This is a genomic window from Protofrankia sp. Cj5 (assembly GCF_917627405.1).
In the GTDB taxonomy this organism is placed as follows: Bacteria; Actinomycetota; Actinomycetes; order Frankiales; family Frankiaceae; genus Protofrankia.
Genome location: NZ_CAKJTO010000054.1, coordinates 15,690 through 35,930 on the forward strand (window position 1 = coordinate 15,690; position 20,241 = coordinate 35,930).

At 66.3% G+C, this 20,241-nt stretch carries 15 protein-coding genes and 1 tRNA gene; 5 read left to right on the forward strand and 11 right to left on the reverse strand.

The features are described from left to right. Positions 1-76: 76 nt before the first annotated feature. Positions 77-1,120: a regulatory iron-sulfur-containing complex subunit RicT gene (locus MJ777_RS13360; protein ID WP_239376466.1), complete on the forward strand. Its 1,044-nt coding sequence runs from the start codon at positions 77-79 to the stop codon at positions 1,118-1,120. A 54-nt stretch (positions 1,121-1,174) separates the two neighbouring features. Here the strand turns inward: MJ777_RS13360 and MJ777_RS13365 are convergent, their stop codons facing one another. Next, positions 1,175-1,900, reverse strand: coding sequence for a response regulator transcription factor (locus MJ777_RS13365; protein WP_239309373.1), 726 nt, complete (start codon positions 1,898-1,900; stop codon positions 1,175-1,177). Positions 1,901-2,436: 536 nt separating this feature from the next. Between MJ777_RS13365 and MJ777_RS13370 the strand changes: the two genes are divergently transcribed. Then, positions 2,437-2,508 (forward strand) — tRNA-Thr (locus tag MJ777_RS13370). A 155-nt stretch (positions 2,509-2,663) separates the two neighbouring features. On the opposite strand, the gene MJ777_RS13375 is transcribed toward MJ777_RS13370, so the two are convergent. The 10 genes from MJ777_RS13375 to MJ777_RS13420 all read right to left on the reverse strand — a co-directional run bounded on the left by MJ777_RS13375 (position 2,664) and on the right by MJ777_RS13420 (position 15,836). Beyond that, positions 2,664-3,446: a LuxR family transcriptional regulator gene (locus tag MJ777_RS13375; protein WP_239376468.1), complete on the reverse strand. Its 783-nt coding sequence runs from the start codon at positions 3,444-3,446 to the stop codon at positions 2,664-2,666. A 289-nt stretch (positions 3,447-3,735) separates the two neighbouring features. Next, entirely contained in the window at positions 3,736-5,373 is a 1,638-nt protein-coding gene (locus tag MJ777_RS13380) for an ABC transporter substrate-binding protein (protein WP_239376470.1), read from the reverse strand. Between the two features lie 87 nt (positions 5,374-5,460). Then, entirely contained in the window at positions 5,461-6,792 is a 1,332-nt protein-coding gene (locus MJ777_RS13385; protein ID WP_239345495.1) for an MFS transporter, read from the reverse strand. Then, entirely contained in the window at positions 6,789-8,204 is a 1,416-nt protein-coding gene (locus tag MJ777_RS13390; RefSeq protein WP_239376472.1) for a hypothetical protein, read from the reverse strand. The genes MJ777_RS13385 and MJ777_RS13390 overlap by 4 nt, the downstream gene beginning before the upstream one ends. 51 nt (positions 8,205-8,255) lie before the next feature. Then, the gene (locus tag MJ777_RS13395) at positions 8,256-10,175 is read right to left on the reverse strand and encodes a phenylacetate--CoA ligase family protein (protein ID WP_239309380.1); all 1,920 of its coding nucleotides are present in this window, start codon (positions 10,173-10,175) and stop codon (positions 8,256-8,258) included. Then, entirely contained in the window at positions 10,172-11,362 is a 1,191-nt protein-coding gene (locus MJ777_RS13400; protein ID WP_239376474.1) for an acetyl-CoA carboxylase biotin carboxylase subunit family protein, read from the reverse strand. Before MJ777_RS13400 ends, MJ777_RS13395 begins: the two co-directional genes overlap by 4 nt. Continuing rightward, entirely contained in the window at positions 11,359-12,318 is a 960-nt protein-coding gene (locus tag MJ777_RS13405; protein WP_239376476.1) for a 3-oxoacyl-ACP synthase III family protein, read from the reverse strand. The genes MJ777_RS13400 and MJ777_RS13405 overlap by 4 nt, the downstream gene beginning before the upstream one ends. Next, on the reverse strand, positions 12,318-13,160 hold the full coding sequence (locus MJ777_RS13410; protein WP_239376478.1) for a TauD/TfdA family dioxygenase: 843 nt from the start codon (positions 13,158-13,160) through the stop codon (positions 12,318-12,320). Before MJ777_RS13410 ends, MJ777_RS13405 begins: the two co-directional genes overlap by 1 nt. Positions 13,161-13,180: 20 nt before the next feature. Then, on the reverse strand, positions 13,181-14,422 hold the full coding sequence (hemA, locus tag MJ777_RS13415) for a 5-aminolevulinate synthase (RefSeq protein WP_370652720.1): 1,242 nt from the start codon (positions 14,420-14,422) through the stop codon (positions 13,181-13,183). 841 nt (positions 14,423-15,263) lie between these two features. Continuing rightward, positions 15,264-15,836, reverse strand: coding sequence for an inorganic diphosphatase (locus tag MJ777_RS13420; protein WP_305039239.1), 573 nt, complete (start codon positions 15,834-15,836; stop codon positions 15,264-15,266). Between the two features lie 245 nt (positions 15,837-16,081). Between MJ777_RS13420 and dacB the strand changes: the two genes are divergently transcribed. From dacB to tilS, 3 genes are all read left to right on the forward strand, one after another. Next, positions 16,082-17,536 (forward strand): D-alanyl-D-alanine carboxypeptidase/D-alanyl-D-alanine-endopeptidase, encoded by a 1,455-nt coding sequence (dacB, locus tag MJ777_RS13425; protein ID WP_239376481.1) that lies wholly within the window; start codon positions 16,082-16,084, stop codon positions 17,534-17,536. Positions 17,537-17,661: 125 nt separating this feature from the next. Further along, positions 17,662-18,861 (forward strand): zinc-dependent metalloprotease, encoded by a 1,200-nt coding sequence (locus MJ777_RS13430; protein ID WP_239312610.1) that lies wholly within the window; start codon positions 17,662-17,664, stop codon positions 18,859-18,861. Between the two features lie 74 nt (positions 18,862-18,935). Beyond that, a partial coding sequence (gene tilS, locus MJ777_RS13435; protein WP_239376483.1) for a tRNA lysidine(34) synthetase TilS occupies positions 18,936-20,241 on the forward strand: 1,306 nt, incomplete at its 3' end.

Genomic DNA, 20,241 nt, shown 5'->3' on the forward strand with positions numbered 1-20,241 from the left:
GGCGTCCCGTCGCGGCGATCCCGCGCGGTCCGGCCGGCAACCATGATTCCAGTCGGTCGAGGGCGGTGCGAGCGGCATGCCGATGATGTGCGCCGTGACTTTTTCCCCGCGTGGACGGCTTTTCTATGCCGACCCCGGACAGTATTCACCGAAGATCGGAGACAAGGTCCTCATCCCGACCGACGCCGGGTCAGAGGTAGCCGAATGCATATGGGCACCGCAGTGGGTCAGTGAGGACATCGGCGGGCTGCCCGTCCTCACGGGGATGGCGCAAGCGGCGGACCTCGAACGGCACGCGGTCTCCCGGCGCCGCCGAGCGCAGGCGCGGGTCGCGGCGAAGCGGCTGATCCGTGAGCACGAGCTGCCCATGAAAGTCGTCGGTGTCGACTACATCCAGGCCGACAGCATGTTCACCATCTACTTCAGCGCTGATCATCGAATCGACTTCCGCGCGCTGGTACGCGATCTCGCCCGGACCCTGGCTGCCCGTATCGACCTGCGTCAGCTCTCCGCCCGCGACAGCGCCCGGATCCAGGGGGGCATCGGTTCCTGCGGACGTGATCTGTGTTGCGCCACCTTCCTCACCGACTTCGAACCGGTCACCATACGGATGGCCAAGGACCAGGATCTTCCTCTGAACCCCATGAAGATCAGTGGTGCCTGTGGCCGGCTGATGTGCTGCCTGCGGTACGAGCATCCGCTCTATGAGCAGTTCAAGGCGGAAGCCCCAGCCGTGGGCGCCAGGGTGCGGACCCCCGCTGGCGATGGCCGGGTCATTTCCCATGACGTACCGCGTGACCAGGTCACAGTGAAACTGGATGCCGGCGGCGAACGATGCTCCTGCAGCCGGGCGAGCGTCTGCGGTTCACGCAAGGCGTATGAGGCGGCCCACCCCGGACCGGATGGACCGGACGGACCGGACGGACCGGACGCGACGCCAGCCGGGGCGGCGGCAGCCGAAGCCGGCAGCGGCACCCTGACGGATATCGCCGCGGCACCGCTGACGACGCGGGACCCGACGACAGCGGCGGTGGCTGCGGCACCGCACAACGCCCGGACCCGCCGCCGCCTACGCCGGCAGGCAGCCTACGGCCAGCCTGACCCCGACGTGCCTTCGTGAAGAAGATCCGCCGGGGTCGAGCTCAGGGGGCACGCTCAGGGCCGAGCCCAGCGCTCAGGGATCGAAGCGGTATCCCATACCGCGGAGGGTTGTGACAAGCCGGCGCTGCGGTGGCCGCCCCTCGACCTTGGTCCGTACCCGGCGAACATGTTCGGTGACGGTGGCCGGATCCTGGAAACGTGTGCCCCAGACCTGCTCCAGCAGCTCCTCCCGGCTGAAGACACGACGGGGATGGCTGGCCAGGAAGGCCAGCAGCTCGTACTCCCGTGCGGTCAGATCAATACGTTCGCCCGCGACCGCGACTTCGCGTGCGCGCAGGTCGATCGAAACGTCGCCATAAACGAGTGGGTCGTTTCCGTCCCCGGTACGCTGCGGTGGCGGTTCCAGCGGGCGGCGGCGTAGGCGCGCCCTGACCCGTGCGACGAGTTCCCGCAGCGAGTACGGCTTGACCACGTAGTCGTCGGCGCCGAGTTCAAGGCCGACGACACGGTCGACTTCCTCGGCTCTTCCGGTCAACATGATCACAGGCACTTCGCTGGTCTGCCGCAGCCGGCTCAGGACAGCAAATCCGTCCATGCGCGGCATCGCGACGTCGAGCACAACAAGATCAACTTCGGTGGTCTGAAAAAGCTTGAGCGCGGCCTCCCCATCCGCCGCCTCCAGCACTCGATACCCGAACCGTTCAAGGCTTCGGGCAAGCGCAACTCGAGAAGCTTCGTCGTCCTCGGCGACGAGCAGGGAAGCCCCCCTCGTTGCGGTTACAGCTGCGTCCCCGGTCATGGCCGAAACCCTACGCACGCTCTCCGGAACCGCTGCGAGCGGGGTGGTGGGCGAGGCCTGTACTCGAGATTCGAACATATTTCTGTAACAGAAAGATTACAAGACGTCAACAAATGGCCACAGGAAACACACTGGATCAGCATCCGCATGCGATCTTCGCAAGATCACCACCACCCAACGCGACTACGAAGAGCGTGTGTGAGATCGGGCTTTCGATCAGTGAGCCGCGGCCAGGCGCTCCCTGGCAAGGCGGAAGGCCGAAGCGATATCGGATGAGTTGTCTCGGTGTGGCCGACACCGCGGCCAGGGTGCGCCTGGCCGCGGTGAGCCGGAATGGCGATCTCACACGCGCTCTTAAACGTCTGCCACCGGCGGGCAGCCTGGCTCAGCGGATGCCGATGCGCGGCGCAAGAGGCTCCCGCGGCCCGCGAACAGACAGCTGGCAGCCGCGCGCCGGCAGCCGGTTCGCCCGCGCCCGCCACCACCCCGGAGGAGCTGACGCGGTCTGGCATACTCAGGAGACGGGCCAGCAACATGCCGGAGTAGCTCAGTGGCAGAGCAATCGCCTCGTAAGCGATAGGTCGCGGGTTCAATCCCCGCCTCCGGCTCAAACCCAGTCCCGCCAGGGGAAACCCTGGTCGGCAGCGATCGCCGCGAGGTAGCTCACTGCTGCCGGCCCTGTCAGCTCTTAAAGATCCAAAAGGTTCGGGGCGGCGCTTCGGGCTGGCGGCCGGGACGACGCTCCCGGCGCGAGCAGTACCGGTCAACACGGACCGCGCTGCAGCAGGAGCAGCAGCGCGGTCCGGCTGTTGACGCCAAGCTTGCGGTAGATGTTCTCCAGGTGTTTGTTCACCGTGCGCTCCGCGATCTCGAGCGCGCGGGCGATCTGCCGGTCGCTCGCACCCTCTGCCAGGGACTCGGCCACCTCGCGCTCCCGCGGAGTCAGGCCTCGCAACTGCCGCGCCGCCCGCGGCAGCGGCTCGGCGCGCTGGCCCGCTGTGTGCGCGGCGGCGAGCAGCGCCTGACGTTCACGGTGGCGTTCCATCGCCTGGCCGACATGAGGAATGATTATTTTGATCATCTCGCGGTCGCGAGCCGACACCCCGCGCCGGGAACGATTGAAAATCGCCACCACTCCGCGGGAAACGTCCACACCGATAAAAGCCAACAACTGGTCCATGATGCCGATCGGGCGGTAGCAGGTGGCGTACAGCGGATTCTGGTACAGGCTCCGCGCATCCATGAGGTCTGACAGCGACAGCACCATGCCCTGCCGGATCCGGCCTGCATCGTGCGCCCCGAAGGCGGGGTGGTGGATGAAGTCCCGCTCGAAGGACGGCACGAGTGACAGATTGTCCTCCGGGCGCTGAACCGCCGCGCCGACCAGGCGCCTCCTGCGGTGATCGATGATGGTCACCGCCGCCGAGCTGCTCCCGATCAGGCGCTGCATCCCCGCCAGCACGGCCGGGCTGGTCGGCCCGTCGTCATCCGCGTTGATGGTGTGTATCAAATCGAGTGCCGCTTGATAGTCCTTCGCGCCCAGCATCGCCAGCCGCCCTCCGTGGTGCCCGAGAATTCTCTCGCAGAAGGTGATCGATTCGATCTGAAAATATCATGGGCACATGGCTGGCGATAATGTTGGGGAACAGTGAGAGCTGTCCGTTTTCAGACAGGCCGTTTCCGGGTGGCAAGCCGGGAGCTGGCGCGCATCCCGCAATAAATGATCATTAGCTTCGGACGGCGGTGGGCCGCTGGCGGCGCACCGGCCCGATACACGGCTTCCCGTGCCGGCTCGGCTGGCCGCCCTCGCCGGGGCACCCACTGATGATCTTCTGTCAAACGACTTCGATCCTGCCGAAATCGACCATACCCAGGTCGTTGACCTCGATGTTCCTGACCTTGTCCGTATAGCCGTAGACATGTCGCAGATACCACAGCGGCACTGTGGGCAGATCCTTCGCGATGATGTCCTCGGCCTGCTGGTAGAACGTGACCGCCGTATCCGGGCTACCGGCCAGATCGCCCGCGGAAATCAGGCTGTCGACATCCCGGTTGCAGTATCCGTAGAAGTTCGACGGGCTGCTGCAGGTGTAAAGCGGGCTGAGGATGCTCTCCGGCGCCGGGTAGTCGTACGTCCAGGCACTGCGGAACACACCGAGCCCAAGGGTCCTGGCTTTGAGCTTGGTGAGCAAGTCGCTGTACTTCGCCTCAGCCTTCTCGACGCAGTCGACACCCAGATTCTCCTTGAGCTGGCCGCAGACGGCGTCGACCCAGTCCCTGGAACCGCCGTCGACGTTGTAGGTGATCTCCACCGGGCCAGTGAAGCCGCTCTGCCGCAGGAGTTCCCTCGCTTTGGCCGGATTGAACTGACACGCCGCACCGCAGGTGTTCTCGCGATAACCCGGAATGCCCGGCTGGAGGAACGAGTGTGCCGCCACGCGAGTGCCGTCAAAGACGGTCTCGACGAGACTCTCACGGTTGATCGCCATCGAGATGGCCTGGCGTACCGCCAGGTCCGCGTACTTCGGATCGAAACTCGGGAAACCGAGCGAGCCGATCCCCGCCCGCGGGCTCAGCTGGAACCGCTCGCCCAGAACCCGCCTGGCCTCGACCAATTTCCCGAGCGGGAGCACCGGGGCCACATCAACCTTGTCCGCGAGCAGGTCGTCATACTGCGCGTCAAGAGTCGGGTAGATCCTGAAAAGGACGCCGTTAACCTTGGGCTTTTCTCCCGGAAAGGCATCATAACGCGTGACTTCGACAGACCTGTCATGCTGCCAGACGCCCTTCATCCTGAACGGGCCGTCTCCGATGGGTGCCTCTCCGAAGGCCTTGTTGAAGCCACTGCCTTCAAAAGCGGCCGTCGGCAACGGCGCGAAGGCCAGATTGATCAGCATCGCCCTGAAGTTGACATACGGAGCGGCCAGGGTGACCTGAAACGTGCGGTCGTCGATCTTCTTGAGGCCCTTCAGCCGATCCGTGACCGGCACCGCGCTTTCCGCGCCGGGGTTGACGTCGACAAAACCATCGATCTTGGCAAACAGATAACTGGTGTCCTGGGCATTGGGTTTGTACGCCGCCCGGTGCCACGCCTCGATGTAGCTGTCCGCGGTCACCCGCTCCCCGTTGTGGAAGGTGTATCCGTCTTTGATTCTGATGGTCCAGACCTTGTTGTCCCTGGTCGTGACGGACTCGGCGGCGACCTCTTGTAGCCTGCCCTCCTTGTCGGCCTTCAACAACGGGACGAACAGTGCTGAGAGCACAAGTAAGCCCTGCGTCTCCCCGGTGTCCGAAGGCACCAGGCCGTGCTTCGGCTCACCGATACCGATACTGACGACCCGGTTGATGCTGGCGGTGGTATTCTTGCCGCGACCGCCATCCTTATCGGCACTCCTGCCAGCACCGCAGCCCACCAGCCCGACAGCGAGCGCGAGTGAGATGGCGGCGGCCAGCGCCGGTCCGCGAACCTGCATGGTTCCTCCTTGTTTCCGCTGGAGTTCGGCAAACCGCCGACGGATTCGGCGGCCCGGCCGGGAATATCCCCGCCGATATCCGGGCGATCATTTTTTCGAAGTCGCCTCCCCGGCGGCCGCCGGGGCTTTCTGGTGGTCACCGTTCGTTGCCGGCCATCGCAACAGGGCCGGTATCGTGAATATGACCACCACAAGATTGATCACACCACCAATGACCCAGGGCGCGGACAGCCCGAAAGCGTCCGCCGCGAAACCACCGGCGAGAGCGCCCAGGGGAAGCGCGCCGAAACAAATCATCCGGCTGGCCGAGTTCACCCGGCCCCGCAGACCAGCGGGAATCAGCCGTTGGCTGAGCGACTGGGCCATCACGTTCCACAGCGCAAGGCCGGTCGACCATACGCAGAAAATTGCCGCGACCACGACCGGCTGCCGGCCGAAACAGCCGATGGCCAGCAGGCTCAGAGCGCTGGCCAGCGACACGGTGACGGCGACCGCGCGGGCACCGAATCCGTTCACGATCCTGCGGCTGAACAGACCGCCGACAACGCCACCGACGGCCATCGCGGCAACCAGGAGCCCGTAACCGCTGTCCCCTATGTTGAGCACGTCCTTGGCGAAGAGCACCAGAACGGACTGCCCCATGAGGACACAGAAATTGCTGACGGCGGCCAGCAGCACGACGATTCGAAGCACCGGATGGCGCCCCAGCCACCGCAGGCCCGCGGTAAGCTCGGCCAGCAGGCCACGCCGCTCCTGTGTTTCGGGCCGCTCCCCGACCGCGAGATCTGGCGCCGGCTGGGGCGCACGATAGCGGATTCGGGCGATCAGCGCGATCGAGCCGAGATAGGTCACGGCGTTCAGCCAGAACGGCAACGGCAGGAAAAAGACAAACAACACGGAGCCCAGGGGCGGTCCGAGGAAGTTCCGCCCCAGCGTCTCGGCCGTCATGTTTCGGCCGTTAGCGGCTTCCAGATCCTTGTTCCGCACGATATCCGGGATGAGCGCGCGGCTGGCGCCCATGAAGATGATGTCACCGGAGCCCAGCCCGAAAGCGAGGGCATAGAGCATCCACATGCGCGTGACGTCGAGGGTCGTGGCTGTCGCCAGGAGGACGAGCAGCAGCAGCTGCGCGGATTGGGCGCCGATCATCAACCACCGCCGGTTGGACCTGTCCACGATCAGGCCGCCGGGCAGCGCGAGCAACAGCCAGGGCAGTTCCCACGCCAACAGAACCCAGGAAATCAGCTTCGGGTCGCTGGTGAGCCTGCTTGCCGTCAATGGCAAAGCGCTGACCAGGACACCCTCGCCGAGGGTCTGCATCGCGTAGGCCGACGACAGCAGTCCGAAGTCGTGTCCGAGCTCCCGGCGCCGCACACCCGTGCCGTTCTTTGTCCTGCTCCCCGTGCTGGTGTCGGTCACCACGAGCTCGCCCTGGCCGCACCGCGGCTACCGGCATCCGATCCGTCCGGGTACAGGAAGATACCCGCACGGCGGGACTCGAAAATGCTGGTCCCTGGCAGCCTCCCGGCCGGTGCCACGTCGCTGATCGTGGCCTTCCCGAAGGGCAGAAACCGGCAGCCGCCACCGGCATATCCGCCGTCTGGTGTGTAGTACAGCCCCCAGCAGGCCTCCCAGGATTCGACCTGCCCGGTCGCGGGATTGACCACGGGCTCTCGGCGCGGGAGCACCCTCTCCTGCAGGACCGCCCCGGCCGCCGCCCCGGCCTGCACCGCTTGCCACCACTCGTCGTCGTCCACCTCCCAGCCAGCCGTGATCCCGCGCCCGCCGTAGAGCCCGTTCGGCTTGAGGATCAGGTTTTCCCGGCTGTCACGGCAGTGCTCCACCAGTTCGCGGTCCTCCAGCGCGGCCTCGCCGAGCAAGGAGCGTGTCCACGGCAGGAGACGATCGATCAGCTGCCGCTCGTCGTCGCGGAGCCACGTCCGCAGCCGGGGATCGGAGAGGAAGGCCATGCAGCTCTTGTTCCGGAGAGCCTCGGTCTCCAACGACGTCCAGAACACCACCCGCCCCTCGGCGTGCGCTGTCATGACCTGCTCGGTGATCTCAACGGCCGCCGGGTCATCAACGATATGATCAGTTACGAAGAGCCGGTAGAGCAGATCGACCGGGATGTCACCAAACAGCACCCGGCCGTTGCGGAGGCGCAGATCGGTGATCCCGCAGAAATGGGTCTCCAGGCCAGCGTCCCGCAGGAGCGTCTGAAAGGGCTGCCAAGGGCCTGGCCCGACGGCGAGGTCCCCCGGTTCCCCCACCATGGCCACGACTGGATCCCGGCCGCCCGTGACGGTGGAGCCCGCCTGGCGCAGCAGTTCGGCGACCAGGCCGCCGGTGTCGATATAGGTGAGCTCATGCTGGTCGGCGAACGAGCGGAACGCGTCGATGCCGAGCAGGGCACGCGGAACCGCGCCGACCCAGTCCTGCCCGCCGCAGTCACTACCCACGTTGAATTCAAGAATCTTGAGACTGGCACCGTCATGGTAAGCGTCGATACGGCCAAACCGGGGTGGTTTCACCGCACCGATCCGGCGCATGATCCTGGCCCGTGCGGGGCTGAGCCGCAGCGCGTCATGAAACCGGTCGAAATCGCCGTGGAAAAGACGTTCCGGCAGCGAGAAGATCAGGTCGGCGGCACGATTGGTGTCGTCGATGAACCTGTCCATCTCCGTTTTCCCGACGAACATCGGCCGCGCCAGGTAGTCGTAGCCGAGGGCGGCCAGGTTCGAGAACCGTGCCCCGTTGAGATCAATACTCAGCAGCGGGGAGCCCGCGCCGGCCAGCTCGTTGTTGAACAACTCCGTCACACGATCGGCCATGAGTACGACTCTCTTTCATGATTAGCCGGAAATGGGCTCGTCGGGTGCTGGTCACCGCAGCCGCCGGTCGATGACAGTCTTGATCTTCCCGCTCACGGCGTCACGGGGCAGCCGGCCCTCAGGAAGGCATTCCACGACGAGTTCGAACATGTCGAGATCGGCATCGACGTCATGACGTTCAGCAAGTGCCGGAAATTTCTCGGCAAGAAAGTCCTTTATTTCCCGGGCAGCCAACGCCGCCGGCGACTCGGTACGGACGATCACGGTCTCTTTACCCGCCAGAGAGGTGATCTCCAGCTGGAGCCGCGACACGCCGAAAACGTCGAGCGCGGTAAGCACGTCGCTGTACAGCACCCGCCTGGCCATCATCTCGATCTGCCCGTCGGAGCGGCCGGTGTACTCGAGCACCTGGCCCGACACGCCACAGCCGCAGTCGTGCTGGAAAATCCGGCCGCAGTCGCCGATCCGGTAGCGGATCAGCGGGCCTTCGAACTTCTGCATACTGGTGATCAGGAGGTCACCGTATTCGCCCGCCGGTACCGGGTTACCATCCTGATCAACTACTTCGACAAAATTGTAGTCCGCGCAGATATGGTGCAGCGTCCCGCTCAGCTCACCGCACTGGTAGCCCAGCTGGGCGCCATCGTTGGCCGCAAGGATACTGGAGATAACGTGGGTGCCCAGCTGCTCCCGAAGCCAGGCCCGATCGGACTGGGCCATGGGTGTGCCACCGTAGATCACTTTTTCGATCTTGAGATCCGGCTGGTGGGCCTTGGCGTCCCGCAGCAGCGGAAGGAGCATCGCGGGCTGCGCGAGAACGGCATTGGCCTGGAAACTCGCGCACAGCATCAGAATGTCGTCAACGGATGCCAGCTGAGCCGTCGTGTAACACTCCAGCGGCATGCGCGACAGCTCCGCAACCGTGGTGGTCATGCCGCCGTACAGCTTTCCGCCGTACAGCATGTTGATCAACCGGTCACCTTTGTCCAGGCCGAGCTCGTAGAAGAGCGGAATTGCTTCCCGCACCATGTTGTGCCAGTCGGTACGGGAATAGACGACGTAACGTGGCGCCCCGCTCGAGCCGCCGCTGCGCAGGACCTCCCCCGTGGGTGGCGCGCCACTGCACAGAGCACGGCTGAAGGGCAGCGAATATTTTTCCAGATCAGCCTTATCCATGATCGGCAACAGTGGCAGATCCTCGAGGCCCTGGACCGGGGGAAGATCGCGGTAGTAGGGCGTCCGCCGCGCCCGCTGCACGAGGTAGCGCAGCTTGGCACCGAGCCGGCCGGTCTCCTCGTCGGTGTCGCGGCTGCGTGCCGCGGACAGGCGGGTACCCATCAGGTAGTCGCGGTGAAACAGTTGGTGGACCCACGCGGCTCGGCAGTCCAGCGTGAAGATGGCCCCGCTGGCAGCCGCGCTGTCCCCGGCCAGCTCCGGGTCCAGCCGGACGCGTACGGCGTTCGGGTCCGGGCTCGCGGCGGCAGCCGCCGGGGTGTCCCGCGGGACGGTCACCACGGCAGGCACCTCGACGAGACGACCGTCAGGGACGTGCGCGTGCGCGTCAACAGCCCGACCGGCAGGCAACGGCAGTCCCTGCTGCCGCAGGAGATCCATGAGTTCGTGCCAGAACGGCTGGCGGTGGGTGCGGATAACGATCTCGTTGCCGGCCGCCCAGCCAAGGAGCAGGCCGCGCAGTGTGTCGCGCGCGTCGCGGTCATCCAGGACCAGCGTGCCGATCGGCGAGAACTCGTAGACGTCGTTGGTGTCGATCAACGGCTGCCACGGGTACTGGCTCAGGCCGCCGAAAAGCTCGTCGAGTCCTTCGGCCAGCCCCGCGCTGTCGAACAAGCCGCGCAGACCGGGTAAACCCGCGTCCGCCAGCAACCGGGCCGCGCGCGAGCCAGGTTCGGCCGAAATTTCCCGTTCGACCAGCTCGACAGCCAGAATGAGGTCGGTGGGGTAGTACCTCATGACAGCTTCACCTCTGTCTCGACCCTGATGGAGCAGGCACATTCGCGCAGGAAATCCGCAAGCACGCCGGGGTCACGATGCGACGCCTCGATGAACAGCGGCACCAGCCATTCCTGGTAGGTCACGCGGTCGGGGAGAGGGTCCGCAGGCCCGAGCATGTGCAGCCGGTCCACACAGGGATGTTCCCGCAGGTGCGCTGGGATCACGAGAGACACCATGGAGCCAGCGGGCAGGTGATGGCCGGGAAACACCAGCCAGGCGTGATATTTGCCGCTCGGCGGGCCGGGCGCCGGCAACGTCGTGCCCATACGGATCGCAATCTCGTACGACGGCAGATGTAGACCCGTGCGACGTAGGTAAGCGTCCACGACGCCGGCCCCGCCGACCCGGTTGGCAATCTCAAGGAAGACGGGCTCCCCCAACGGCGTCCGGAAGAACTCAAGATGAATGCAGCCCGCCTGGACGTCAAGCGCCGCCAGCACGCTCAGCACGAACTCACGGTATTGTTCACCGGCCGGGACGTGAAAAGCTCCGAGTGGTTTTCCATCGATAAAGTCAAGAGGCGTGTTGATGTACTTGCTGACGGCGAAACTGATTAATTTTCCACCGGCTACCAGACCGTCGGCGAACAGAATGTCGCCTTCGATGTACTCCTCGAGCTGGAAGTCGTCACAGCTGGCCAGCTCGCGGTAGGCGGCGACGGCATCCTCGGCTGTGGCGTGGATGCGCACACCTTCGCTGGACGCGCCCTGGCGGGGTTTGAGCACGGTCCTCCCCGACCAGGGCAGCGTACCGTCCGGCGCCGGAGCCACCGCGAAACGCGGATACCGCACACCCGCTCCGGCCACCGCCTCCTTCATTCTTACCTTGTCGCGTACCAGTTCCAGCTGTTCCTTTGACGGGCCGTCCAGGCCCAGATGCCGGCGCACGTGGCACGCCTCCAGTATCCCGAACTCCGACAATGCCAGGACATGCTCGAAACCGTCCGCGCGGGAGACTCGAGAGACAATTCCCAGGACAAGCTCATCATCGGCAGCGAGTTCGATGCGGGCGCACCGGAGATCCGCGGGCAGATCCGCCATCCGCTGCGGATAGCCGATATAGGTCACATCATGACGGTCATGATCTATTCCATGACAATAATTGATCTTCCGGTAGGGAACCTGGTGGATAATCAGCACCTTCATCCCAGATACTCCAATGCTGTGATGCCCCAGCTGAAACCCATGGCGCTCGTTGCCAGCAGGATCAGGTCACCTCCTCGCAGCGCACCGGCCACCTGAAGGTCACGCAGGGCTATCAGGGTGTCCGCACCGCCCATGTGCCCCAGCCGGTCGTAGTTGAACGCGCTCCTGGATTCCGGTATACCGACAGCCCGCAGCAACTGTTCGTGCATTCTTCGGTCGCCGTGATTGATGAGGAAGTGGGCGACGTCGTTCTTCCGCGCGTGGAGCGCATCCAGTGTCTCGTCTATCAACGACGTGAAGTTCTCCACGTAGGCTGCCGCGAGGCCCGGACGATATTCGCTCCGGCGAATGGTCAGGCGATCCCGCCGGTATTCAGCGAAATAGTAGTCAGACCAGCCCGGATCGGTACGCATCGCCGAGTGGCGCACTTCGAACAGAAACCCGTCACCGGACAGCAGCACCGCGGCCGCGGCGTCACCGAAGTTGAACAGCTCCTTCGAACTCATGTCGGCGTAGTCGACCATCCTGCTCAGCCGGTCACCGATGAGAACCAGGCTGCGCCCGGAGCCCCGCGTCGCGATCTTGTCAAGAGCGATCTGGATCGCGGTCATCCCGGCGTTGCAGAAGTTCGTCACCTCAAAGCAGTGCGCCCGGTCGATCCCGAGCTCACTGGCGACTTTGGCCGCTGGGGACCAGAACGAGACGTCCCACTCGCCGGAACCGGCAAAGATCACTTGTCGGATCTCCGCCGGCGGGGCCGGCGTGCGGTGCATCACCGCCCTGGCCGCCTCGACCGCGAGCTGCCACGCCTGCTCGTCGTTCCCAAGCGTAGGAATTTCTTCGCAGTGCGTGATCTCCCGAATATCGGCAACACTGGCCCCAGACGCCGCGGACATATCGTGCACACTCATCCGAGACCGCGCCAGCCGGATCTCGAAGTCGACGATGCCGCCCATCAATCTGCTGATTCGATACTGATCCGGTGCACCGTCCGGGCCGCGCCTGGCTCGACCTCGGTCGCCGCGTGGTACGTCGTCGCGGTCTTCCAGATAACGAGATCGTTCCGCGTCCAGCGGTGGGTGTAGACGTGCTCCTCATCCCGCAGCAACGAATTGATCACCGCGAAGAACGCCTCGTTCTCGTTGGCGTCGAAACCGATGACCGAATCCAGGTACTCCGGCGAGCCGTAGAGGTACTTGCGCTTGGTGAACGGGTCCACTCTCACCAGCGGGTGCTCCACTTTCGGGTGCTCGATGTCGGCGAGCGCCCGGAACTCGGCGACGGACAGACCGACGTGCTCCGGTCGGATCCGCAGACGTTTGGCGACCGAGGCCAGCCCGATACGTCCTTCGATTTTCTCCTGCCATTCCCGCGGCATGCGGTCGTAGACATCCGCCGCGTTGGCAAGCAGGGTGTGGCCGCTGGTCGACGGGACAGTCACACCATGCAGCATCGTGTACGGCGCGGGGTTCGCGATGAAAGACGAGTCCTGGTGCCAGAAATTGCCCACCCGGGCCACCCCGACCGGTTTGTTGTTCTTGACCTCGTTCGAGGAGATCATGATTTCGATGAACTCCGGGTGCCGATATTTCTCGATGACGAAGGGCACCGGTCTGCCGAGGCACGAAGCCAGGTTTATCTGCTGCCGCGGCGTCAGCTCCAGGCCTCTGACCACAACAAGCTCACGCTCCCGCAGCACCCTGACAAGCTCGGCGAACACATCCGGTTGAATGAGATCCGCATAGGTGGTGTCGGCGAGTTCGGCGCCGATGAACGGTGTGATGTCGCTGATCCGCATGATTCCTCCTCCGCTAGCTGCTAGCTGTCGGCCAGGGCATGTTGCAACGCGGTGACGAAATGATTGACCTGCTCTGCCGTCCGATATGGGGCGACCGTGACCCGGAAACGCTCCGCCCCCCTGGGAACAGAGGGGAAGTTCACCGGGGTGAGGTAGATTCCGTGGTCATCGAGCAGCCGTTGCGATACCCGCCGCACGCGTTCTTCCCCGCGCACCATGACCGGTACAAGATGACTGTCCGCGTCGATGAACTCGATACCCGCAACACGCAGTGCGTTCTTCAGGTACCGCACATTATCCAGCAGGCTTTTTCTGAGATCAGCCCCTTGCTGGATGAGTTCCAGGCCTTTGAGCGTCGCGTCTAGAATCGCCTGGGGCAATGCGGTGGTGAAGATGAGCCCCGGCGCGTGGGAGCGGACATAGTCGAGTGCGCTGTCCGGTCCGGCGACGTACCCACCGACGGTGCCGATCGCCTTACCGAACACACCCTGGATGAATGTCGGCCGGCGCTCGCCCAGCTCCTGGCACAGACCAGCGCCGGTGTCTCCCTTGATCCCGATCGCGTGGGTCTCGTCCAGAAACGTGATCGCACCGTACCGCTCCGCAAGATCGCAGATCGCGGAGACGGGCGAGAGGTCACCGTCCATGGAGTACACCGACTCGAAAACAATCAACTTGGGATGATCGCGGCCGTATCCGGCGAGCCCCTTCTCGAGCGCGTCGAGATCGTTGTGCGGGAAGACCTGCTTCCGTGCGCCGGAGCGGCTGATCCCCTCGATCAACGAACGGTGGTTGTTCGCGTCGGAGAAGACAACAATGCCCGGCACCGCGGCAATCAGCGTGCTCAGCGTCTCGAAATTCGCCACGTAACCGCTCGAGAAGATCAGCGCACGCTCTTTGCCGTGCCAGGCGGCGAGCCTGGTTTCCAGCTCGACATGCGCCACACTGCTGCCCGCGATGTTTCTCGACCCGCCGCTGCCGGTGCCGTGCTCCCGGGTGGAGGCAATCTGTGCCTGCACGACCGCAGGATGCTGGCTCAGGCCCAGATAGTCGTTACTGCACCAGATCTGCACCTTCCGCTCACCGTTCATCGCATATCCGCGCTCGGCAGTAATATGCGAACAGGGAATGAATTCGCGGTATAGACCGCTCCGCCGCAGCTCATCGAGATTCCCGCGAAAGAAATCCCATAGTGTGACTGTCTGATCGCTGTTGGCCTGCGCCCTGAAATCAGCCCCGTCCCCCAGTCGGCTGATGGGAATGGGGACCCTGGGCGCGGGTACGAGCGGTACTGGCACGGTAGGCATGGCAGCCCCTCTCAGACTGGCCCGGATGATTAGCTACGATGTTCCCTGTCGCTTACCAGCCGAGCCGGATGACGTTGGGATACAGAACACCAACAACGGGCTGGCGGTGCCATACGCAGTTGTACGTATCCCCGTCGTATCGTTCCCGGCCGCCAGCCGCTGGCCGGCGAGGCACATGTTTTCCCGGGAAGCCTTCCTTCGCAGGTCAACAGCCCCCGCAGCGTCGACGGAGGAGCTGCCTTGCCGCCTTGCCGGTATTCCGCGCGACGCGGCTGTCTGGTGCCCGACATACCCGCACCGGGACGAGACGGCGAAAGGCCTTCACCGTGGGAGGATGTTTGGGGACGAGACTTCCTGGGATGGATCGCGGCGGGAAGCGCGGGAACGAGCGCGGCCCCAGCGTGAGCCCGCTCGCTCACAGAACAGGTGGGACGGCGTCGGCCGCCTACGGCGTGTTTGGGAAGTCGTCGTTCGATCAGGGAGCCGCGTCCAGGTGGTTCCTGGCACGGCCGCGGGCCAGACCGATACCGGAGAGCTGTACCGGTGTGGCCGAGAACGCGGCCAGGGGCCGCCTGGGCGTGGCGAGCCGGACAGCTGGCTTTCGAAACACGCCCTAGGACCCCAGCGCGCCGGTCCGGCCGCCGCGGAAAAACCTCTGATTACGGAGAGCTACTTATTGCTTCACGAACTTCCAATAGCCGCTGATCGCGGTCGTGGCGATCAATCATCAAAGATCACCCACCACGACCGCACTCAACGGCTGCCACGGCTGTGTCCTGATCGCGTCAGGCGCGCCTCACGCGGACTTCACCTCCCGCACGGAGTCATCGTCAGCCGAAACATCGGGCCTGAAGTCACCGTCATGCGGCTCCACAAAGGCGCCGGACTCCTTCTCGCGCAGGATCGAGGCGAGAATCTCCCGTTCCGCTTCGGTCCGGCCGACCCAGGACGCGCCCTCGACCGACTTGCCCGGCTCCAGGTCCTTGTAGACCTCGAAGAAGTGCTGGATCTCCAGCCGGTCGAACTCGGGAAGGTGCCTGATGTCACGCAGGTGCTCCTGCCGGACGTCCGCGACCGGCACACACAGCACCTTGTCGTCCGGGCCCTTCTCGTCGCTCATCTGGAACATGCCGATCGTGCGGCAGCGCACCAGGCAGCCCGGGAAGGTCGGCTCCTCCAGCAGGACGAGCGCGTCCAGAGGATCACCATCCCGGCCCAGCGTACCCTCGATGAACCCGTAGTCCGAGGGATAATGAGTGGACGTGAACAGCATCCGGTCGAGCCGGATACGTCCGGTATGATGATCCATCTCGTACTTGTTACGTTGCCCCTTCGGGATCTCGATGGTCACATCGAACTCGAGGTCCACACCGTCCCCTGTCATGTCGATGGGCGCGTCCCGTCCGGAGCGCCCGCGTGTTCTGTACTTGTTACCAGTGTCGGCACTCATGACCGTCGCCCAGGACTGCGTTAAGAGGATCATGTATGATCGCGCGTCCACGGACGGGGCCGCCCATCGGTGGAGCTCCCGGCGCCGACCGGCCATGGGGTCTGTTCGGGATATTCCCCACTCCGATGGCGCGACTCGGATTCACCCGACGTAGTCTCACGCACGTGACCCCTGCGACGCCTGGCCGGGTCAGCGGGCTCACCGCCATCGCCGGGGCGCTGCTTGCCGGCCAGCTGTCCGTCGCCCCGGTACAGCAGCCGGGCGTTACCCCCACCGCCTCCCGGCCAGCCGCGGTCCCCCTCGCCGCGCTCGACCCGGCAGCCCGGACCGCCGATCCGGCCGCGCTGGACGCCCGGCTTGCCGGCCCGTTGGCGAATCCCGCGCTGGGCAACCCGGCGGGGCTCGTGGTAGACGCGCTGACCGGGGCCGTACTGCTGGACCGCCGTTCCGACGTGCCGACCGCGCCGGCGTCCACCCTGAAAACCGTGGTGGCCGCGGCAGCGCTGACCACCTTCAGCCCGCGGGAGACGCTTACGACCCGGGTCTTCTACAGCCCGCCCGCCACCACGCCCACCGCCACGCCCGCCGCCGCGGCCAGTACCGCGGCCAGTACCGCGGCCGGCACTGCCACCAGCGCGGTCAGCGGCGGGACGCTGTGGCTGGTCGGCGGGGGCGATCCGACGCTCACCGCCGCGACCGGGCCGGCGGGCTACCCCGCCTTCGCCCGCCTCGCGGATCTGGCCACGCAGGTACGTAACACCGGAATCACCCAGGTCGACCACCTTGTCGCCGACCAGGCCCTGTTCACCGGACCGTCCACCGGCGAGGGATGGCGCGACAGCTATGTCACCGACGGCAACGTCACGCCGGTCTCCGCACTCGAAGTGGACGGCGGCCGCGCCACCGCGGGCGCGACCGGCCCGCGCACGGCCACTCCGGCCATGGCCGCGGCAAACGCCTTCGCGGCGGCGCTACGGCGCTACGGGGTGCAGGTCAGCTCGACCGAGATCGGCGTCCTGCCCGCTGCCGGCGCGGCCAGCGCCGGTCAGGCCGGCGCACGGCAGATTGCCACGGTCCATAGCCCGCCGATCCCGTTGCTGGTCGAGCGCATGCTCACCTACTCCGACAACGACCTCGCCGAAAGCCTGGGACGGCTGGTGGCCCACGCCCGTGGTCTGCCGGCTTCGTTCGCCGGCGCGGTCAGCGCGGTACTCGGCGTCCTGCACGAACTGGGCGTGCCGACGGCCGGGACCTATCTGGCGGACACGAGTGGGCTGTCAACGGCCAACCGGATCCCCCCGGCGACGCTGGTGGCGCTGTTGCGGACAGCCGTCCTACCCGGGCATCCAGCGCTACGAACCCTGCTCACAGGGCTCCCGGTGGCCGGTTTCTCCGGGACGCTCAACGACCGCTACGACTCGGCCGACGCCCGCGCCGGCGCCGGCGCCGTACGGGCGAAGACGGGCAGCCTACGGATCGTCACAAGCCTCACCGGCCAGGTCGTGGACGTCAACGGCCGGCTCCTGCTGTTCGGTTTCTTCGCCCCGGTCGAGGAGGCCGGAGCCACCCGCGACGCCCTCGACCGGGTAGCTGTCGCGCTCGCGTCATGCGGATGCTGAGGCCGACGCGCACGCTGCGGCGGAGGCGGGGATGGCCGCTCGCGGCCGGCCGCGGCCCACGATGACAGGCACGCGCCGGCGACAATGCCTGTCATCGGTGGGGGAGGGGACATAGGCTGGCGGATGTGGACGCTGAGCTAGTCGACTGGGATCTCGCGGTAGCGACAGCGCGCCGGCTTGTCCGGCCCGGCCCGCCCCTGGCCCGCTCCGAAGCGGACACGGTGGTTGCGGAGCTGCGACGGCTGGCTGTCGAGGCGGAAGGCCATGTCCAGGCGTACACCCGGCTGGAACCGGCCGGTCCGGCCACCCCGATCGCCGTGGTGGACCGGCCGGAATGGGTCCGGTCGAATGTCGCGGGCCTGCGGGTGGTGAGCGTCCCGCTGCTCGACAAGCTTGCCGACCGCGACCGGAACAAGCTGTCCACCGCTGTCGGGCGCAGGGTCACCGGGGTTCAGCTCGGCACCGCGCTGGCCTACCTCGCCGGTAAGGTTCTTGGCCAGTACGAGGTCTTTCTCCCGCCCGGCGAAAACGACGCGGCCGGAGGGGCCGACGCGGCCGGAAGCGCGGTCACGGTCCCCGCCGCGGCGGGCCCGGCACCCGAGCGGGCTCCCGCCCGGGATGACTCCGCCACAGCCCCATCGCTCCTCCCCGCGGTGGGACGCCTGAGTCTGGTCGCGCCGAACATCGCCCATGCCGAGCAGGCGCTGGCGGTCAACCCACGCGACTTCCGGCTGTGGGTCTGTCTGCACGAACAGACCCATCGCATCCAGTTCACCGCGGTCCCCTGGCTACGGGAGCATCTGGAGAACGAGATCGCCTCCTTCATCGAGGCGACCGATATCGACCCGGAGGTCCTCGCCGAACGGGTGCGCTCAGCCGTCTCCGCGCTGCGTGGCGCCGTCCTCGACCGTGGGCCGAACGCGCCAAGCATCGTCGAAGCGCTCCAGACCCCCGCCCAACGACAGGTCCTGGATCGCCTGCAAGCGCTGATGACCCTGTTGGAGGGACACGCCGACCAGGTCATGGACGCGGTCGGCCCCAAGGTCGTACCGACCGTGGCCGAAATCCGCTCCCGCTTCGACAACCGCCGCGGTGGCGGCTCACCGATCGACCGCTTTGTCCGGCGCCTCCTCGGGCTGGATCTCAAGCTCCTGCAGTACCGGCAGGGTGGCGCCTTTGTCCGGGCTGTCGTCGCCGAGGCGGGGGTGGCCGCGTTCAACCTGGTCTGGCAATCTCCCGAGACGTTGCCAACCCGCTCGGAGCTGGTCGATCCAGGCGCGTGGATGCAGCGTGTCCTGGGCTCGCGCCCGTCCATCTCGGCATAAGGTGCGCCTTTTCCAGGTCTCGCGTCATGCCGCTGGTCGTACCCGCGCATGAACGCCACGCGGGAGTAGCCGCCATGCGGGGATGCGGGAGCGTGGCCGAGGTCCGGGTCGCTGTCCGCCGGTCGATCGCCGGCCTTCCGCCGGGAAGCCTGGTGCTGGCGGCCTGCTCCGGTGGGCCGGACTCGCTTGCGCTGGCCGCGGCGCTCGCCTTTCTCGCACCTCGCCGAGCGCTGCGCGGTGGGCTTCTCACCGTCGACCACGGCTGGTACGAGGGCTCCGCGGCGCGGGCGGACACGGTGGCCGCGCAGGGGCGGGAGCTCGGGCTCGACCCCGTCGAGGTCCTGACGGCGCACTCCCGGCGCTCGGAGGGAGCCGCCCGCGACGCCCGCAGGTCGGCGCTGACCCGCGCGGCCGAACGCCTGGGGGCGAGCGCCGTGCTGCTCGGCCATACCCTCGATGACCAGGCCGAGACGGTGCTGCTGCGGCTGGCCCGCGGCTCCGGCGCACGGACGCTGGCTGGTATGCCGCACTCGGACGGGCTGTTCCGGCGTCCGCTGCTGGAAATCCGCCGGTCGGCGACGCGAAGCGCCTGCCTTGCCGACGGCCTCACCCCGTGGGACGACCCGACCAACGCGGACGAGGCCTTCGCCCGCGCCCGGGTTCGCCACCGTGTGCTGCCCATGCTGGAGGATGCCCTCGGCCCGGGTATCGCCGAGGCTCTGGCCCGCACCGCCGACCTGTTGCGGGCGGACAGCGAGGCGCTCGACGCCGACACGGCGGTTGTCTACGACCAGCTGGTCCTGCCCTCCAGCGCACCGGTCCGCATTGATCTGGACCTCGCCGGTCTCGCGGCCCTCAGCGCCGCGCTGCGGGGCCGGGTGATGCGGCGAGCGGCGCTCGCGCTGGGAAGCGCACCGGCCGGGCTACGGGCTGATCACATCCGGGCCATGGACGAGCTGGTGACGAGATGGCGCGGGCAGAAGCCGGTCCCGCTGCCCTCAGGCGTCATCGCCACACGCACGAACAGCAGGATCTCGGTGTCACAGGCGGCCGGCTCCGAGCCAGCGGCCTGCCAGGCGCCGGCCGCCGGGATATCCGGATCCGAGGCCGCGGGCCAGGGCGACCGATGCCGTCAACCGGTGCCTGCGACTGCCAGGGCGCGGACCTGGCCAGGCATCCCCACCGCGCACGCCGCAGACGGCGGCGAGCCGCATGGAAACACCAGGGAGACTCAGGTGATCACCAATGCGCACACGGTGCCCCACCGAGCCGAACCAGACGGAACCGGAACCGGAACCGGGGATCGGCCGCCGGCCAGCCCGCACCCGGACATCGACGAGGTCCTTGTCAGCACCAGCGAGATCGCCAACAAGCTCAGGG

Excerpts from the sequence above, each read along its gene's own strand:
- MJ777_RS13360 (WP_239376466.1), top strand. The coding sequence starts at position 77 with ATGCCGATGATGTGCGCCGTGACTTTTTCCCCGCGTGGACGGCTTTTC.
- MJ777_RS13365 (WP_239309373.1), bottom strand. The coding sequence starts at position 1,900 with ATGACCGGGGACGCAGCTGTAACCGCAACGAGGGGGGCTTCCCTGCTC.
- MJ777_RS13375 (WP_239376468.1), bottom strand. The coding sequence starts at position 3,446 with ATGCTGGGCGCGAAGGACTATCAAGCGGCACTCGATTTGATACACACC.
- MJ777_RS13380 (WP_239376470.1), bottom strand. The coding sequence starts at position 5,373 with ATGCAGGTTCGCGGACCGGCGCTGGCCGCCGCCATCTCACTCGCGCTC.
- MJ777_RS13390 (WP_239376472.1), bottom strand. The coding sequence starts at position 8,204 with ATGGCCGATCGTGTGACGGAGTTGTTCAACAACGAGCTGGCCGGCGCG.
- MJ777_RS13395 (WP_239309380.1), bottom strand. The coding sequence starts at position 10,175 with ATGAGGTACTACCCCACCGACCTCATTCTGGCTGTCGAGCTGGTCGAA.
- MJ777_RS13400 (WP_239376474.1), bottom strand. The coding sequence starts at position 11,362 with ATGAAGGTGCTGATTATCCACCAGGTTCCCTACCGGAAGATCAATTAT.
- MJ777_RS13405 (WP_239376476.1), bottom strand. The coding sequence starts at position 12,318 with ATGGGCGGCATCGTCGACTTCGAGATCCGGCTGGCGCGGTCTCGGATG.
- MJ777_RS13410 (WP_239376478.1), bottom strand. The coding sequence starts at position 13,160 with ATGCGGATCAGCGACATCACACCGTTCATCGGCGCCGAACTCGCCGAC.